We start from the raw sequence: 16,693 nt of genomic DNA, 5'->3' as shown, positions 1-16,693 counted from the left end.
CCCGCGCCCGCGCGTCCGCGCTGCGAGGGGCGCACCCGGTTCGCCGGGTGCGCCTTTCGTGCTGCCCCGGGGCGCCGGGTCTCAGCGCGGCGGCAGCGGTGGGCGGCGCAGTACCGGGGCCGTCGCGTACGTCGGCGGTGTCGACGCCGGATGCTTCTCCAGCAGGCTCAGCGCCACCCGTACCGCGTCGTCCAGCACCGCGTGCCGCCCCTCCGCCCAGTCCAGCGGCGTGCGCAGCGCCTCCAGGTCCGGTTCCACACCGTGGTTCTCCACCGACCAGCCGTACGTGTCGAACCACGCGGCGTTCATCGGCACCGTGATCACCGTGCCGTCACCCAGACGGTGGCGCCCCGTCATCCCGACCACCCCGCCCCAGGTGCGCTGCCCCACCACGGGTCCCAGCCCCAGCAGCCGGAACGCGGCGGTGATCATGTCACCGTCCGAGGACGTCGCCTCGTCGGCGAGGGCCACCACCGGCCCCCTCGGCGCGCTGGACGCGTACGAGACCGCCTGGGCGTTGCGTGTCAGGTCCCAGCCGAGAATCCTGCGGGTCAGCTTCTCCACGACCAGCTCGCTGATGTGCCCGCCCGCGTTGCCCCGTACGTCCACGATCAGCGCCGGACGCGAGACCTCAAGCCGCAGATCGCGGTTGAACTGGGCCCACCCGGAGCCGCCCATGTCGGGGATGTGCAGATAGCCGCACCTGCCGCCGCTCAGCTCCCGTACCACCTCACGGCGTTTGGCCACCCAGTTCTGGTACCGCAGCGGGCGCTCGTCGATCAGCGGGAGGATCGCGACGCGGCGTGGCCGGCCGCACCCCGCCGTGCTGAACGTCAGCTCCACCGTCGTGCCGCCCGCCGCCGTGAGCAGCGGATAGGGCCCCGCGACCGGGTCGACGGGCCGCCCGTCGACATGGGTCAGGACCGCGCCCTCCCTGATCCCCGTACCGGCGAGCGGTGAGCGCGCCTTGGAGTCCGAGGAGTCGCCGGGCAGGATGTGCTGGACCAGCCACTCGCCGTCCCGGCACACCAGGTTGGCGCCGAGCAGCCCGATCGCCCGCTGGTAGTGCGGCGGTCCCTCGTTGCGGCGGGCCGGGGAGACGTACGCGTGCGAGGTGCCCAGTTCGCCCAGGACCTCGCGCAGGAGGTCGGCGAACTCGTCCGGGGACGCGACCCGTTCGACCAGGGGGCGGTACTGGTCGAGCACCGCGGGCCAGTCGATGCCGCACATGTCCGGTTCCCAGAAGTAGGAGCGGATGATCCGCCCCGCTTCCCCGAACGCCTGGCGCCACTCCGCGGGCGGGTCGGCCTCGTGCAGGATGCGGCGCAGATCGAGGTAGACCGTCGAGTCGTTGTCGCCGGCCTCGGTCGCCGGGACGGCGCGCAGCTCGCCCTCGTCCATGACGACCAGCCGGCTCGCGTCACCGCTGACGGCGAACCAGTCCAGGTGGTCGACGAGTTCGGTCCTGCGGGCCTTGGCGATGTTGAAGTGCTCCAGCGTGGGCCGCCCGGACATGTCCGCCGGGTTGGCGAACGTCTCGCCCAGCGCGCCCGAGATCGGCCAGCGCAGCCAGACCAGACCGCCGCCGCTGACCGGGCGCAGCGCCGAGTACTTCGACGCCGAGACCGGGAACGGCGTCACCCGGCTCTCCAGCCCCTCGAACTCGACGGTGACCGCCGCCGCCTCCCCCGTACCGCCCTCGGGAATGTCCACCGGATCGAGGCCGCCCGCCGCCGGACGGCCGTCCGGCAGCAGCGCGAAGGGCGACGGGGTGGCCGAGGAGAGCGGGACCAGGTACGGGCGGCAGCCCAGCGGGAAGGAGAGGTCGCCGGTGTGGACGTCGTACACCGGGTCGAAGCCGCGCCAGGAGAGGAAGGCGAGGTAGCGGCCGTCCCCCGTGAAGACGGGGTTCTCGTCCTCGAAGCGGCCGTTGGTCACGTCGACGATGACGGGGGAGCCGGGCCCGGTGATCCGCGCCAGCTTGATCTGGCGCAGGGACCGGCCGACGCCCGGGTGCGACCAGGTCAGCCAGTGCCCGTCCGGCGAGAACGCCAGGTCGCGGACCGGGCCGTTGGTGGAGCGGATCAGCTCGGTGACCTCGCTGCCTGCTGCCTGCGCGGTGGCCTCGTCCACCGCGCGGACGAGGTCGGCCCGGGTGGAACCGGTGCCGGCCCGCTCCCCGGTGGACTCCGCGGCCACCGCCTCGGCGACGACCGCCTCCGCCGTGTCCAGGAGCAGCAGCCGCCCGTCGTTCGAGGCGATGGCGAGCCGTTCGCCCTCCGGGTCGGAGGCCATCTCCTCCACCCGGCCGAGCTTCCCCGAGGCGAGCCGCCGGGGCGCGCGGTCGCCGCTGGCCCTGGGCAGGTAGGAGATCTCGATCGCGTCCTCGCCGTCCGCGTCCGTCACGTACGCGACCTGGCCGCCGCTGCCGAGCATCTCCGGCAGCCGCACCCGCACCCCGGGCGTGCCGGTGATCGTGCGGGCGGGGCCGTCGCGGTGCGTGAGCCAGTACAGGCTGCCGCGTACGGCGACGGCGCTCGCCCGGCCCGTCTCGTCGACCGACAGCGAGTCGACGTTGCTCGCGGCCGGCACCTGGTACGCGCGCCGCCCGGTGCGGGGCCCGCCGAGCCGGATCTCCAGCTTCCGCGGCACGGCGTCCGGCGCTTCGAGGTCGTCGACCAGCCACACCTCGCCGCCGCACTGGTAGACGACCCGGTGGCCGTCGCTGGAGGCGTTACGGGCGTAGAAGGCGTCGTGGTCCGTGTGGCGGCGCAGATCCTGGCCGTCCAGCGCGCACGAGTACAGGTTCCCCACACCCTGGTGGTCGGAGAGGAACGCGATGCGCCGCCCGACGATCATCGGGGAGTCCAGATGCCCCCCGATGTCCGGCAGCAGCCGCTTCCCGTGCAGCCAGAGCCGCCCCGTGGCCCCGCCCCGGTAGCGCTTCCACGCCGCCGGTTCGTGCGGCGGGGTGCCGGTGAGCAGCAGCGTGCGCCGCTCCCCGTCGATGTCGGCGACCGCGAGGGCGGAGACCGGGCCCCAGGGCAGTCTGCCGCCGGGGCTGCCGTCGGTGGGGACGCTGTAGGCCCAGGAGAAGTAGGAGAACGGCTGGTTGTGCGAGGAGACGGCGAGAATCTGCGAGGCGTCGCCCGGGTCGGGGCTCCAGCCGCAGACCCGGGCGTCGGTCGAGCCCCAGTAGGTGAGTCTGCGGGCGGCCCCGCCGTCGACGGGGGCCAGGTGGATCTCGGGGTCGAGCGTCCGCCAGGTCGTGTAGGCGATGCGGCTGCCGTCGGGCGAGAAGCGCGGGTGGCTGACCCGTGTGCGGTCTACGGTCACCCGCCAGGCGCGGCCGGGCCGGTGCCCGGCGGCGGCGAGGGGAGCGACCCACAGGTCGTCCTCGGCCGCGAAGCACAGCAGGTCCTTGTGGAGGTGCGGGAACCGGAGATACGCCACGTCGTCACTCACCTTCCCCATGCTTTCGGTGCGCGCGGCGGGCGGCAACTTGTGGTGCAGCCCACAAGCGAAACGACTTCGTTTCGCTCCCGGGCGGGAGTAGAGTTCTGGTGTACGAAACGGTTTCGTTCGACGGACCGGTGATCCACTCAGGGTCCCCGGCCGGTCGGCGGACCTGCGGACGGGAGGTCGGCACATGGGCACCAGACTCACGCCAGAGCGTGAGAGCGAGCTGTTCGCCGCCGTCCTCGACCTGCTCCGTGAAGTCGGTTACGACGCCCTGACCATGGACGCCGTCGCCCAGCGCACCCATTCCAGCAAGGCCACCCTCTACCGCCAGTGGGGGAGCAAGCCCAAGCTGGTCGTCACCGCCCTGCGGCACAACAAGCCGGTGAGTCTCGCCGAGATCGACACCGGTTCGCTGCGGGGGGACTTCCACGCCGCACTCAGCCGTAGCGACGACTGCCAGATGGAGAAGGACTCCGCGCTGATCCGGGGTCTGGGACACGCCATCCACGAGAATCCCGATCTGCACCAGGCGCTGCGCGAGCTGCTGATCGAGCCGGAGATGACCGGCCTCGAAACGCTGCTCGACCGGGCCGTGGGCCGGGGTGAACTGCGCGCGGACAATCCGGCGCTGAAATACGTACCGCACATGCTGATCGGCGCCTTCGCCGCCCGGCAGCTGGTCGACGACCGCGCAGTCGACCAGGCGTATATCCGTGACTACTTCGACGCCGTGGTCCTCCCCGCCCTCGGCGTCTGACGTCCCCGTCCCTTCCGTACGGCCCTCTCCCCGCAGCCCCACCTGACACGCCGCTCTCGTCGTCGGGCTGGTTCTTCACGCCCATTTCCACTCGACCTGACCGGGAGTACGCCCTCGTGGCCACTTTCCTTTACAAGCTCGGACGGTTCGCCTTCCGGCGCCGCCGCGTCGTCGCCCTCGTCTGGGTGGCACTGCTGGCGCTCGCCGGATTCGGCGCGGCCTCCGCATCACCCGCCACATCGAGCTCCTTCTCCATACCGGGTACGGAGGCCCAGAAGGCTTTCGACCTGCTGGAAGAGCGCTTCCCCGGAGGCAGCGCGGACGGCGCCACCGCCCGGGTCGTCTTCAAGGCCCCCCAGGGCGAGAAGGTGACCGACGCGGCGAACAAGGCCGAGGTCACCGACATCGTCGGCGAGCTGAAGTCCGGCTCGGACCAGATAGCCTCGGTCGCCGACCCGTACGCCACGAAGGCCGTCAGCGAGGACGGTTCCACGGCCTACATCTCCGTCTCCTACGAGGTCAACTCCATGGAGCTGACCGAGGAGACGCGCGAGGCCCTGGAAGAGGCCGGCACGTCGGCCGAGAAGAGCGGCATGACCGTCGAGATCGGTGGTGACGCGCTCCAGGTGATGCCGCACACCGGAGCCGGCGAGATCATCGGTGTCGCCATCGCCGCCGTGGTGCTCGTCATCACCTTCGGCTCGCTCATCGCCGCCGGGCTGCCCCTGGTCACCGCGCTCATCGGCGTCGGTGTGGGCATCTCGCTGATCACAGCCCTGGCGAACGTGCTGGACCTCGGCTCGACCACCTCCACCCTCGCGATGATGATCGGCCTCGCGGTCGGCATCGACTACGCGCTGTTCATCGTCTCCCGTTACCGCGCCGAGCTGTCCGAGGGCAGGGAACGCGAGGAAGCCGTGGGGCGCGCGGTCGGCACGGCCGGTTCCGCGGTCGTCTTCGCGGGCCTCACCGTCGTCATCGCGCTCGCCGGTCTGGCCGTCGTCAACATCCCGATGCTGTCGAAGATGGGCTTCGCCGCGGCCGGTACGGTCGCGATCGCCGTCGTCATCGCGCTCACCCTCGTCCCGGCGCTGCTGGGCTTCGCGGGCAAGCGGATCATGGGACGCAAGGCGCGCAGGACCGCCGACGCGCGTGCCGAGGCCGGGGACACGAGCGGGCCGAAGGCGAACGCGGGCACCCGCTGGGCGCGGTTCGTGCTGCGCAAGCCGGTCTGGGTGCTGCTGGTCGGTGTGCTGGGCCTCGGTGTCATCGCCGTACCGGCCGCCTCGCTGGAGATGGGCCTGCCCGACGATGGCTCGCAGCCCAGGAGCACCACCCAGCGCCAGGCGTACGACCTGCTGTCGGACGGTTTCGGTCCCGGCTTCAACGGGCCGCTGCTGGTCGTCGTCGACACGGCGGACAGCTCGGACGGCAAGGCGGCCGCCGACCGGGTCTCGGAGGAGATCGAGGCCATCCCGCACGTCGTGGCCGTCACACCGCCCGCCTTCAACAAGGCGGGCGACACCGCGACGATCACGGTCATCCCGCAGGACCGGCCCAGCTCCGCGCAGACCGAGGAGCTCGTCCACGCCATCCGCGACGCGGGCGGTGACATCCGGAAGGACACCGGAGCCGAGGTACTGGTCACCGGCGCCACCGCGATGAACATCGACTTCTCGCAGAAGATGAACGACGCGCTGCTGCCCTACCTGGCGCTCGTGGTGGGCCTCGCCTTCCTGCTCCTGATGCTCGTCTTCCGCTCGATCCTGGTCCCCCTCAAGGCGGCCCTCGGCTTCCTGCTCTCGGTCGTCGCGGCCCTGGGCGCGGTCGTCGCGGTCTTCCAGTGGGGGTGGCTCGGCTCGCTCTTCGGGGTGGAACAGACCGGCCCGATCATGAGCATGATGCCGATCTTCATGGTCGGTGTGGTCTTCGGCCTCGCCATGGACTACGAGGTCTTCCTCGTCACGCGGATGCGTGAGGCGTACGTCCACGGGGAGTCGCCCGGCCAGGCGATCGTCACCGGCTTCCAGCACGGGGCCCGGGTGGTCACGGCGGCGGCCGTGATCATGATGGCGGTCTTCTCCGGTTTCATCAGCTCAAGCGAGTCGATGATCAAGATGATCGGCTTCTCGCTCGCCATCGCCGTCTTCTTCGACGCGTTCGTGGTGCGGATGGCGATCGTGCCCGCCGTACTGGCCCTGCTCGGCAAGCGCGCCTGGTGGCTGCCGAGGTGGCTGGACCGCGCCCTGCCCAACGTGGACGTCGAGGGTGAGGGGCTCCGCAAGGAGCTCGCCGACGCCCCCGGCGCCTCCGGCGGGGAAGCGGGAGGCGGGCGTGAGCTGACCCGGGTCTGACCCGGGCGGAGCTCCGGGGGCCGCGCGTGAGCGGTGCGCGGCCCCCGGCGGCACCGGTTACCTGTGGGGACGGGGGACCGGGGCGGCAGGAAGCCCCCGTGCGAGCGGCACGGGGGCTTCCTGTCATGTACGGGCGATCGTACGCACGGCGTACGCGCCGTGTTCAGGGCTTGCCCGTGGCCGCCGCGGTCGGGGCCTGGGCCTCCTCGTACGTCCGGTGCAGAAAGCGGATCAGGTCCGCGTTGTCGATCTGGAAGACCTCGACGCCGTCGTCCGAGCGCAGTTCCACGATGAGCTGGGCGCGCCCGCAGGGCCAGACCCGCACATTGCCGCGCTCGGCGGGGAAGCGGAGTCCGCTCTCCAGGAGGTCGCGGCTGACAGCCCAGTCCGTGCCGCTGCCGAAGGACACGTGGACGGTCGATGACTCGTCGGCGGTGTCGTACCGCAGGTCGACGGGGACGGGGCGGGTGAGGGGGCCGTCTGTGATGAGCCGGGCTCGCGCATGTTCTTCGATCACGGGGGGCATGGGCCGGCTCCTCCTTTTATGGGACTTCGCTGTCCAATGTCCCATATTTCGCGTATACGGCACTCCGAAAGTGCCTACGCAGTTGTGACAGAACCGCTCTTGCAAGCGATGCGCAAGAAGGCCCTATCCTTGGTGGGTTCTGACCCCGCCTCCGGGCACGCAGGAAAGCGGAGCCTCCCATGCATGTACCCGACGGATTCATCGACGCACCCCTCTCGGCCGTCGCGGGTGTCGTCGCCGCGGGAGCGGTGGCCGTCAGCCTCCGCGGCGCGCGGAGGGAGCTGGACGAGCGCACGGCCCCGCTGGCCGGTCTCGTCGCCGCCTTCGTCTTCGCCGTGCAGATGCTCAACTTCCCCGTCGCCGCCGGCACCAGCGGCCATCTCCTGGGCGGCGCGCTGGCGGCGATCCTGGTCGGCCCGTACACCGGAGTGCTCTGCATCTCCGTGGTCCTGCTGATGCAGGGCATCCTCTTCGCGGACGGCGGCCTCACCGCCCTCGGCGTCAACATCACGGTGATGGGCCTGGTCACGACCGTCGTCGCCTACGTCCTGTTCCGCGGCCTGACCGCGGTGCTCCCGCGCACCCGCCGTTCCGCGACCGTCGCGGCCTTCGTCGCCGCACTGGTCTCCGTACCGGCCGCGGCCGCCACCTTCACCCTGATCTACGCGGTCGGCGGCACCACCGACATCCCCATCGGCAAGGTGCTCACCGCGATGGTCGGCGTGCACGTGCTGATCGGCATCGGCGAGGCCGTGATCACCGCGCTCACCGTGGGCGCCGTGATCGCCGTCCGCCCCGACCTGGTGCACGCGGCCCGGGGCCTCGCGGCCCCTCTCAAGCTCCGGGTCGACGGCGTGCTGGTCGACGCCCCGGCAGCCGCCCCCGCCCCGGCGGCCGCCCGCAGGGCCGGGCCCTCCACCCGTAACGTCTGGGCCACCGGCCTGGTCGCCGCGTTCGTCCTCGCGGGCTTCGTCTCCTTCTACGCCTCCGCCAGCCCGGACGGCCTGGAGAAGGTCGCCGCCGACAAGGGCTTCGACGCCGAGGTCGAGGAGCACGCCGCCGCGGGCTCCCCGCTCGCCGACTACGGCGTGGAGGACGTCGGCGACCCCCGCCTCTCGGGCGGCCTCGCGGGAGTGATCGGCGTGGGCGCCACGGTGGCCGTGGGCAGCGGCGTCTTCTGGGCGGTGCGCCGCCGCCGACAGGACGAGCCGGCCGAAGCCGTGCTCACCGGAAGCCGCTGACATGGGCGCCGGCCACGCGCACAAGCTCTACCGGCACGCCCACTCCCCGGTCCACGACCTGCCGCCGCACTGCAAGCTCGCCGCGGTCTTCGGCTTCGTGCTCGTCGTCGTCTCCACCCCCCGTGAGGCGGTCTGGGCCTTCGCGCTGTACGCGGTGCTGATCGCCGCCGTCGCCGCAGCGGCCCGCATCCCGGCCGGATTCCTGCTGAAACGGCTGGTCATCGAGGTGCCATTCGTGGCCTTCGCCGTGCTCATGCCGTTCGTGGTCCCCGGGGAGCAGACCGAGATCCTCGGCGTCTCCGTCAGCGTCCCCGGCCTCTGGGGCGCCTGGAACGTGCTGGCCAAGGGCACCCTCGGCGTCGCCGCCTCCGTCGTCCTGGCCTCCACCACCGAGCTGCGTTCCCTGCTGCTCGGCCTCCAGCGGCTCAGGCTGCCGCCGCTGCTCGTCCAGATCGCCTCCTTCATGATCCGGTACGGGGACGTGATCGCCGGAGAGATGCGCCGGATGTCCATCGCCCGCCGCTCCCGGGGATTCGAGGCCCGGGGCGTACGCCAGTGGGGCGTCCTCGCGAAATCCGCGGGCGCCCTCTTCATCAGGTCCTACGAACGCGGCGAACGCGTCCACCTCGCGATGGTCAGCCGCGGCTACACCGGCACCATGCCGGTCATCGACGAGGTGACGGCATCCCGCGCCCAGTGGGCGTACGCCGGCGCACTGCCCCTGCTCGCCCTCGCTATCTGTCTGCTGGGATGGACCCTATGAGCCGCCCGACCCCCGCCTTCACGCCCTCCCTGGAGGTCAGCGGCCTCGCGTACGCCTACCCCGACGGCCACCAGGCGCTCTTCGGAGTGGACCTCACCGTCGAACGCGGCGAGCGCGTGGCACTCCTCGGCCCCAACGGCGCGGGCAAGACCACGCTCGTCCTCCACCTCAACGGCATCCTCGACGCGGGCGCCGGCACCGTCCGGGTCGCGGGACTCCCCGTCGCCAAGCGCAACCTCGCGGAGATCCGCCGCCGCGTCGGCATCGTCTTCCAGGACCCCGACGACCAGCTCTTCATGCCGACCGTCCGCGAGGACGTCGCCTTCGGGCCAGCCGCCTCCGGGCTGCGCGGCCCCGACCTGGAGGAGCGCGTGCGCGAGGCCCTCGAACGGGTGGGCATGGAGGAGTACGCGAACCGGCCGCCGCACCACCTCTCCTTCGGGCAGCGCCGCCGCGTGGCCGTGGCCACCGTCCTCGCCATGGAGCCGGAGATCCTCGTCCTGGACGAGCCCTCCTCCAACCTGGACCCCGCCTCCCGCCGCGAACTCGCCGACATCCTGCGCTCCCTGGACGTCACCGTGCTGATGGTCACCCACGACCTCCCGTACGCCCTGGAGCTCTGCCCGCGCGCCGTCATCCTCAGCGAGGGAGTCATCGCCGCCGACGACCGCACCCAGGACCTCCTCGGCGACGAGGAGCTGATGCGCGCCCACCGGCTGGAGCTTCCGTTCGGTTTCGACCCGCGCTCCGTGACAATGGGCGCGTGACCAAGGACGCTCCCGAACCCGCCGCGCCCGGCCCCCACCCGCCGGCCTGCCCGCCCCTCCTCGACGACCAGCTCTGCTTCGCGCTGTACGCGGCCCAGCGGGCCGTCACCGCCACCTACCGGCCGCTCCTGGACGAACTCGGCCTCACCTACCCCCAGTACCTCGTGATGCTGGTCCTGTGGGAGCGCGGTGAACTCCCCGTCAAGGAGCTGGCCCGCTCCCTCCACCTCGACTACGGGACCCTGTCGCCCCTCCTGAAACGGCTGGAGGGCGCCGGTCTGGTACGCCGCGTCCGCTCACCCGCCGACGAACGCTCCGTACTCGTCGAACCGACCGCGGAGGGTGCCGCCCTGCGCGACCGCGCGGCCCGCGTCCCCGGCGAACTGCTCGAAGCCTCCGGACTCGCCTCCGCGCAAGTGGCCCGGCTGCGCACCGAACTGCACCGGCTGACGGCCCGTCTGGAGCGCCCGGGCAAGGAGTGAGGGACCACCGTGTTCACGGCCCCGGCACACTGTCCACCTGCGGCGCGATGCACCATGGGGGATGAGCGGGAGTGCGGGAGCAGGCGTGGATGTAAGGGGCACGGTGTCACCCGGGTTCGAACCGGTAAGGGATGCTTTTGTCCGCAACTTCGAGCAGCGCGGCGAGCGCGGGGCCGCGGTCGCCGTCTACCGGCACGGCCGCAAGGTCGTCGATCTGTGGGCCGGTACGAGAGACGTCGACGGGGTCGAACCGTGGGCGGTCGACACCGTGCAGATCGTCCGTTCGGCGGGCAAGGGCGTCGCCGCCGCCGTACCGCTGCTGCTCCACCAGCGCGGCCAGCTCGACCTGGACGCCCCGGTCGGCACCTACTGGCCGGAGTTCAAGGCCAACGGCAAGGAACGCGTCCTCGTACGCCACCTCCTCGCCCACCGGGCCGGGGTCCCCGCGCTCGACCGGCCCCTGACCCCGGCCGAGGCGGCGGACGGCACGTCGGGGCCGCGGGCGGTCGCGGCCCAGCGCCCCGCCTGGGAGCCGGGCACCGACCACGGGTACCACGCCCAGACGTACAGCTGGCTCATCGGCGAACTCGTGCGCCGGGTCACCGGGCGTACCGTCGGGCGCTGGATCGCCGAGGAGATCGCCCGCCCGCTCAGCCTGGACTTCTGGTTCGGCCTCCCGGCCGACGAGGCCCACCGGATCGGCCGGGTCGGCCCGGTCGAGCCGCCCGCCGCCCAGGGGGGCGGCGGGGCCCTGCGCCTGCGCCCCAAACGCTCGGTCGTCGACGCGTACCAGGACCCGGACTCCCTCACCCGCCGGGCGTTCGGGGCGATCGACCCGCTGCCCGACGAGAACGACGGCGCCTACCGCGCGGCCGAACTCCCCGCCTCCAACGGGATCGCCACCGCCCGCGGACTGGCCCGCTGCTACGCCGCGATGATCGGCGAGGTCGACGGCCACCGCCTGTTCGCCCCGGCCACCCTCACCCTGGCCCGCACGGAGGAGTCCGCGGGCCCGGACCGGGTCCTGGTCGTCAGCACCCGCTTCGGTCTCGGCTTCATGCTGCACGGCCCGGCCGCCCCGCTCCTGGCCCCAGGCTCCTTCGGCCACCCGGGCCGCGGCGGTTCGCTCGGCTTCGCGGACCCCGAGTCGGGCATCGCCCTCGGTTATGTGACGAACGGTGTACAGAAGGGAGTCACCGCCGATCCCCGTGCCCAGGCACTGGTCAGAGCAGTACGGTCGGCCCTATGACACCTTCCCCTCCGCCCACCGCACGGTTCGACGGCCACTGCGCCCTCATCACGGGAGCCGGCCAGGGCATCGGCGCGGCCACCGCCCGCCGCCTGGCGTCGGAGGGCGCGGCGGTCCTGATCACCGACCTGGACGGGGCCCGGGCGGAGTCCGCCGCCGCGGAGATCCGCGGGACCGGCGGCACGGCCGCCTCCTTCCCCTGCGACGTGGGCGACCGGTCGGCCGTCGAAGCGGCCGTCGCCCACGCGGTCGCCACCTTCGGCCGGCTGGACGTCCTGGTCAACAACGCCTGCTCGGCCGGCAGGGACGCCCCGCTCTTCGAGGACGAGACGGACGAGGTCTGGCAACGCGACCTGGACATCACCCTGTCGGGCCCCTTCCGCTGCTCCCGGGCGGCCCTGCCCCACCTGGTGGCCTCCGGCAGGGGCGCGATCGTGAACATCGGCTCGGTCAACGGCGAACAGGACTTCGGCGGCCACGCCTACAGCGCCGCGAAAGCGGGCCTGGCCGGTCTGACCCGCACCCTCGCGGGCCACGCGGCCCCACGCGGAGTCCGCGTCAACCTGATCGCCCCCGGCACGGTCCGCACGGACGCCTGGGCGGGCCGGGAAGCCCAACTGGACGCGCTGGCCCCGCTCTACCCCCTGGGCCGCATCGGCGAACCGGCCGACATCGCCGCGGCGGCGGCCTTCCTCGCCTCCCGCGACTCGTCCTGGATCACGGGCGCCACCCTGCACGTGGACGGCGGCCTGCTGGCGGTGAACACGGGGTTCCGTCAGGTGACTTCGCAGGGGTGACCGCGCGCCCCGGACCCGGCCGCGAGCGGTACCTCGGCGCATGGGCTTCCGAGCCGCTGTCCGACCGCCCGGAGTGGATCAGCGGCGGGGGCGGCCGTCGTGCGACCGGGACCACTCCCTCAGACCCACGTGTCCAGCCACATCCGGTCGCGCCAGGAGTTCTCCGGGATGGACATGCCCGTGTACAGCGGCCAGAAGTACACGAAGTTCCAGACGATCAGCAGCACCAGCACGCCCGCCGCCACCACCCCCAGCACCCGCCGGGACTCACCGGGCGGGCCGTCGGCGGGCAGCGCCCGGGCCCGCCCGTCCAGGGTTCCCGTGGCGGGGCCGGTCATCGCCCCGATCATCATCGTCACCGCCAGACACAGGAACGGTACGAAGACGACCGCGTAGAACAGGAAGATCGTCCGCTCCTGGTAGAAGAACCACGGCACCCAGCCCGCCGCCACCCCGCACGCGATCGCGCCCGCCCGCCAGTCGCGCCGGAAGAACCACCGCCACAGCACGTACAGCAGCGCGAAGCACGACGCCCACCACAGCATCGGGGTGCCGATCGCCAGCACCTCGCGCGCGCACTTGCCGGTCTCCGACACCGCGCAGCCCGGCTGCTCCTCGTAGAAGTACGAGACCGGGCGGCCCAGCACGATCCAGCTCCACGGGTTGGACTCGTAGGTGTGCCCGGAGGTCAGCCCGACGTGGAACTCGTACACCTGGTACTCGTAGTGCCACAGGCTGCGCAGCCAGTCCGGCAGCCAGGTGAACGAGCCGCCGTCGCCCTCCGTCGCCGCCCAGTTCCGGTAGTAGCCCTTGTCCGTGACGATCCAGCCCGTCCACGTCAGGAGGTACGTGCCGATCGCGACCGGCACCGTCGAGAGGAACGCGGGCAGCAGGTCCCGGCGTACCACCGCCAGGTGCGGCTGCACCGCGCCCGCCGTGCGGCGCGCGCCCACGTCCCACAACACCGCCATCACAGCGAACGCGGCCAGGATGTAGAGGCCGTTCCACTTCGTCCCGAAGGCCAGTCCGAGCATCAGTCCCGCCGCGAGCCGCCACGGCCGCCATCCCAGCCGCAGCGTCTCCGCGATGCGGGCGTCGGGGCGCGTGACCCCGTCCTCGTCGACGGGGAGCGCGTCCGCCAGTCTGCGGCGCGCCCGGTCCCGGTCGGCCACGAGACAGCCGAAGGCCGCGAGCACGAAGAACATCAGCACCAGGTCGAGCAGCGCCGTGCGGCTCATCACGAAGTGCAGGCCGTCCACCGCGAGCAGCGTGCCCGCCAGACAGCCGAGGAACGTGGAGCGGAACAGCCTGCGGCCGATCCGGCACAGCATCAGCACGGACAGCGTGCCGAGCACCGCCACCATGAAGCGCCAGCCGAACGGGGTGAAGCCGAAGAGGTGCTCACCGGCTCCGATGATCCACTTGCCGACCGGCGGGTGCACGACGTAGCCGGGCTCCACCGGGATCGCCACCTGGGAGGGGTCGGCGAGGATCGACTTGTCGACGTCCTTGGGCCAGGCACCCTCGTACCCCTGGTTGACGAGCGCCCAGGCGTCCTTCGCGTAGTACGTCTCGTCGAATATCACCGCGTCGGGCTCGCCCAGATTCCAGAACCGCAGCACCCCGGCGACCAGCGCCACCAGCAGCGGCCCGCCCCACGCGGCCCAGCGCACCAGCCGGCCCGCCAGGGCCGGCGGCACCCCGAGCACCGCCCAGAACCGGGGTCCCGGACGCGTGTACGGCGGCACCAGCCGGTCCCGCAGCCCTGTCCCGGGCCTGGGCACATGGCCGAAGCGGCGCAGCCGCCGCTGCCAGGCAGGCGGCTCCGCACCGTAGGAGTCCCCGGCGTCCTGGCCCTGCTGCGCTTCGGGTGCAGTACTCGTCACCGCGCCATCGTAGGGAACGCATCTGTGCGAAGGGTGCCGCCCGGGCTGGGAGGATGACTCCTGTGACTGGATCGACTGGAACGCTGGTACTCGCAGGGACCCCCATCGGCGACGTGGCGGACGCCCCGCCACGACTCGCCGCCGAGCTGTCGACGGCCGACGTCGTCGCCGCGGAGGACACCCGGCGGCTGCGCCGGCTCACCCAGGCGCTGGGCATCCAGACCACGGGGCGTGTCGTCTCCTACTTCGAGGGCAACGAGACGGCCCGTACGCCCGAACTGGTCGAGGCACTGATGGGCGGCGCCCGTGTCCTGCTCGTCACCGACGCCGGGATGCCCTCCGTCTCCGACCCCGGCTACCGGCTCGTCGCCGCGGCCGTGGAGAAGGACATCAGGGTGACCGCGGTACCGGGCCCCTCGGCGGTGCTGACCGCGCTGGCCCTGTCCGGCCTGCCCGTGGACCGCTTCTGCTTCGAGGGCTTCCTGCCGCGCAAGGCGGGCGAACGTCTCGGCAAGCTCCGCGAGGTGGCCGCCGAGCGCCGCACGATGGTCTTCTTCGAGGCACCGCACCGGCTCGACGACACCCTGGCGGCGATGGCCGAGGTGTTCGGCGCGGACCGCAGGGCGGCCGTGTGCCGCGAGCTGACCAAGACGTACGAGGAGGTGAAGCGCGGTCCGCTGGGCGAGCTGGCCGTCTGGGCCGCCGAGGGGGTACGCGGCGAGATCACCGTCGTCGTCGAGGGCGCCACCGCCTCGGGCGACGCGACCCTGGACGCCGAGGAGCTGGTACGCAGGGTGCAGGTGCGCGAGGAGGCGGGGGAGCGGCGCAAGGAGGCCATCGCCGCGGTCGCCGCCGACGCGGGCCTTCCCAAGCGCGAGGTGTTCGACGCGGTGGTGGCGGCGAAGAACGCGGCTCGAACCGCCCCCAGCCCTTAAGCCCGGAAGGCAGAGCCCGGGCCGCGTACCGGGCCCCTGGGCCATGAGGACGCCGAGACCGCTCCAACTCCCCGCTCGACCTGGTGCGCTCCCGCCGGGAAAGGCGTCCACTGGAGGAACGGGACGCACTCCCCGGACCCGCCCGGGGTGCTTGTCCGGCGGACAGGAGGAGCAGGGTATGAGCGAGATCGCGGCAACCACCGTCCATGAGGCGTACGCGTTCGCCTGCATGCGGTGCGGACACGGCTGGGAGCAGGCGTACGAGATCGAGCACCACGTCGACGGCTCGGGCAGCCCCTTCGTCGTCTACAAGGCGGACGGGGAGCGCGTGCCCTCCCCGCTCTCCCGGCCGACCTGCGCCAACTGCGGCGCACACGTCGTCCGGATCATGCGGGCCGGCCGGGTCTCGACCGTCCAGCGCCTTCTCGGCGCCCAGCTGCCCGAGGGGACGGCCTCGGCCCCCGCGCCGGCCGGGCCGGAGCCGGCACACCACTGGCGGTTCTCCCATCTGCTGCACCCCTTCCCCCGCCGGTGAACCGGCCGCCACCGCGAGTCAGCCGGCGCCCGTGACCCTCGTACGATCGTGGGCATGAGCCGTACGGAAGCCCCGCCGCTGCCCGAGCCCCTGCGGGTGCCGGTCGCCGATTCGCACACCCACCTCGACATGCAGGACTCGACCGTCGAGGAGGCCCTGGCCAGGGCCGCCGCCGTCAACGTGACGACCGTGATCCAGGTCGGCTGCGACGTGGCGGGCTCGCAGTGGGCCGCCGACACCGCCGCGGCCCACGCCGCCGTGCACGCGTCCGTCGCCCTGCACCCCAACGAGGCACCCCGCATCGTGCACGGCGACCCACAGGGCACCGCCCGCCAGGGAGTCCGGGAGCCGGGCGGCAGGGCCGCGCTCGACGACGCACTCGACCGGATCGACGCGCTGGCCGCCCTCGGCCACGTACGCGGCGTCGGCGAGACCGGCCTCGACCACTTCCGTACGGGCCCCGAGGGCATGGCCGCCCAGGAGGAGTCCTTCCGGGCGCACATCGAGATCGCCAAGCGCCACGGCAAGGCCCTGGTCATCCACGACCGCGACGCGCACGCGGACGTGCTGCGCGTCCTCGCCGACGCGGGCGCCCCCGAACGGACCGTCTTCCACTGCTACTCGGGCGACGCCGACATGGCCCGGATCTGCGCGGACGCCGGATACTTCATGTCCTTCGCGGGCAACGTCACCTTCAAGAACGCCCAGCCGCTGCGCGACGCCCTGGCCGTCGCACCCGTGGAACTGCTCCTGGTGGAGACGGACGCGCCCTTCCTCACGCCGGCCCCGTACCGCGGACGGCCCAACGCGCCCTATCTGATTCCGGTCACACTCCGCGCGATGGCCGAGGTCAAGGGGGTCGGTGAGGACGCCCTCGCGGCGGCGGTCAACGACAACACGGCGCGGGCGTTCGACTACTGAGCGGCTCCCGGGACCGTC

Annotated in this window: 13 protein-coding genes and 1 pseudogene; 11 read left to right on the top strand and 3 right to left on the bottom strand. The window is 72.5% G+C overall.

Annotation, left to right across the window (positions count from 1 at the left end):
* Positions 1–81: 81 nt before the first annotated feature.
* Positions 82–3,465: a S41 family peptidase gene (locus Sfulv_RS11685; protein ID WP_173313630.1), complete on the bottom strand. Its 3,384-nt coding sequence runs from the start codon at positions 3,463–3,465 to the stop codon at positions 82–84.
* A 184-nt stretch (positions 3,466–3,649) separates the two neighbouring features.
* On the opposite strand from Sfulv_RS11685, the gene Sfulv_RS11680 reads away from it, so the two are divergent.
* Both Sfulv_RS11680 and Sfulv_RS11675 read left to right on the top strand, forming a co-directional pair.
* Complete coding sequence (locus Sfulv_RS11680) at positions 3,650–4,219, top strand: TetR/AcrR family transcriptional regulator (protein WP_173313629.1); 570 nt, start codon at positions 3,650–3,652, stop codon at positions 4,217–4,219.
* Positions 4,220–4,335: 116 nt separating this feature from the next.
* Positions 4,336–6,573 (top strand): MMPL family transporter, encoded by a 2,238-nt coding sequence (locus Sfulv_RS11675; RefSeq protein ID WP_173313628.1) that lies wholly within the window; start codon positions 4,336–4,338, stop codon positions 6,571–6,573.
* Positions 6,574–6,742: 169 nt separating this feature from the next.
* Here Sfulv_RS11675 and Sfulv_RS11670 read toward each other — a convergent pair.
* Positions 6,743–7,099, bottom strand: a pseudogene (locus tag Sfulv_RS11670) (SsgA family sporulation/cell division regulator); the annotation flags it as partial.
* A gap of 179 nt (positions 7,100–7,278) precedes the next feature.
* Between Sfulv_RS11670 and Sfulv_RS11665 the strand changes: the two are divergent.
* From Sfulv_RS11665 to Sfulv_RS11640, 6 genes are all read left to right on the top strand, one after another.
* Positions 7,279–8,340 (top strand): energy-coupling factor ABC transporter permease, encoded by a 1,062-nt coding sequence (locus Sfulv_RS11665; protein ID WP_173313626.1) that lies wholly within the window; start codon positions 7,279–7,281, stop codon positions 8,338–8,340.
* A 1-nt stretch (position 8,341) separates the two neighbouring features.
* A complete protein-coding gene (cbiQ, locus tag Sfulv_RS11660) occupies positions 8,342–9,103 on the top strand; it encodes a cobalt ECF transporter T component CbiQ (RefSeq protein WP_173313625.1) in 762 nt (253 codons plus the stop codon).
* A complete protein-coding gene (locus Sfulv_RS11655; protein ID WP_371874659.1) occupies positions 9,100–9,870 on the top strand; it encodes an energy-coupling factor ABC transporter ATP-binding protein in 771 nt (256 codons plus the stop codon). Before cbiQ ends, Sfulv_RS11655 begins: the two co-directional genes overlap by 4 nt.
* A complete protein-coding gene (locus Sfulv_RS11650) occupies positions 9,867–10,352 on the top strand; it encodes a MarR family winged helix-turn-helix transcriptional regulator (protein WP_173313623.1) in 486 nt (161 codons plus the stop codon). Before Sfulv_RS11655 ends, Sfulv_RS11650 begins: the two co-directional genes overlap by 4 nt.
* Positions 10,353–10,437: 85 nt before the next feature.
* On the top strand, positions 10,438–11,601 hold the full coding sequence (locus tag Sfulv_RS11645; protein WP_173313622.1) for a serine hydrolase domain-containing protein: 1,164 nt from the start codon (positions 10,438–10,440) through the stop codon (positions 11,599–11,601).
* Positions 11,598–12,398: an SDR family NAD(P)-dependent oxidoreductase gene (locus Sfulv_RS11640; RefSeq protein ID WP_173313621.1), complete on the top strand. Its 801-nt coding sequence runs from the start codon at positions 11,598–11,600 to the stop codon at positions 12,396–12,398. Before Sfulv_RS11645 ends, Sfulv_RS11640 begins: the two co-directional genes overlap by 4 nt.
* A gap of 119 nt (positions 12,399–12,517) precedes the next feature.
* On the opposite strand, the gene Sfulv_RS11635 is transcribed toward Sfulv_RS11640, so the two are convergent.
* The gene (locus tag Sfulv_RS11635; RefSeq protein WP_173313620.1) at positions 12,518–14,284 is read right to left on the bottom strand and encodes a dolichyl-phosphate-mannose--protein mannosyltransferase; all 1,767 of its coding nucleotides are present in this window, start codon (positions 14,282–14,284) and stop codon (positions 12,518–12,520) included.
* A 53-nt stretch (positions 14,285–14,337) separates the two neighbouring features.
* On the opposite strand from Sfulv_RS11635, the gene rsmI reads away from it, so the two are divergent.
* The 3 genes from rsmI (at position 14,338) to Sfulv_RS11620 (ending at position 16,675) form a co-directional block, all read left to right on the top strand.
* Positions 14,338–15,219: a 16S rRNA (cytidine(1402)-2'-O)-methyltransferase gene (gene rsmI, locus Sfulv_RS11630; protein ID WP_173313619.1), complete on the top strand. Its 882-nt coding sequence runs from the start codon at positions 14,338–14,340 to the stop codon at positions 15,217–15,219.
* Between the two features lie 178 nt (positions 15,220–15,397).
* Complete coding sequence (locus Sfulv_RS11625) at positions 15,398–15,754, top strand: hypothetical protein (RefSeq protein WP_173313618.1); 357 nt, start codon at positions 15,398–15,400, stop codon at positions 15,752–15,754.
* Positions 15,755–15,808: 54 nt separating this feature from the next.
* Positions 15,809–16,675: a TatD family hydrolase gene (locus tag Sfulv_RS11620; protein ID WP_173313617.1), complete on the top strand. Its 867-nt coding sequence runs from the start codon at positions 15,809–15,811 to the stop codon at positions 16,673–16,675.
* The last annotated feature ends 18 nt before the right edge of the window (positions 16,676–16,693 follow it).

It is taken from the genome of Streptomyces fulvorobeus, from assembly GCF_013167895.1.
GTDB classification, from domain to species: Bacteria; Actinomycetota; Actinomycetes; order Streptomycetales; family Streptomycetaceae; genus Streptomyces; species Streptomyces fulvorobeus.
This window is presented reverse-complemented; position numbering and strand designations above follow the sequence as displayed.

Bases quoted from the DNA above. Each gene is read 5' to 3' on its own strand.
- Sfulv_RS11665 (WP_173313626.1), top strand. From the start codon at position 7,279: ATGCATGTACCCGACGGATTCATCGACGCACCCCTCTCGGCCGTCGCG.
- rsmI (WP_173313619.1), top strand. From the start codon at position 14,338: ATGACTCCTGTGACTGGATCGACTGGAACGCTGGTACTCGCAGGGACC.
- Sfulv_RS11620 (WP_173313617.1), top strand. From the start codon at position 15,809: ATGAGCCGTACGGAAGCCCCGCCGCTGCCCGAGCCCCTGCGGGTGCCG.
- Sfulv_RS11680 (WP_173313629.1), top strand. From the start codon at position 3,650: ATGGGCACCAGACTCACGCCAGAGCGTGAGAGCGAGCTGTTCGCCGCC.
- Sfulv_RS11625 (WP_173313618.1), top strand. From the start codon at position 15,398: ATGAGCGAGATCGCGGCAACCACCGTCCATGAGGCGTACGCGTTCGCC.
- Sfulv_RS11655 (WP_371874659.1), top strand. From the start codon at position 9,100: ATGAGCCGCCCGACCCCCGCCTTCACGCCCTCCCTGGAGGTCAGCGGC.
- cbiQ (WP_173313625.1), top strand. From the start codon at position 8,342: ATGGGCGCCGGCCACGCGCACAAGCTCTACCGGCACGCCCACTCCCCG.
- Sfulv_RS11640 (WP_173313621.1), top strand. From the start codon at position 11,598: ATGACACCTTCCCCTCCGCCCACCGCACGGTTCGACGGCCACTGCGCC.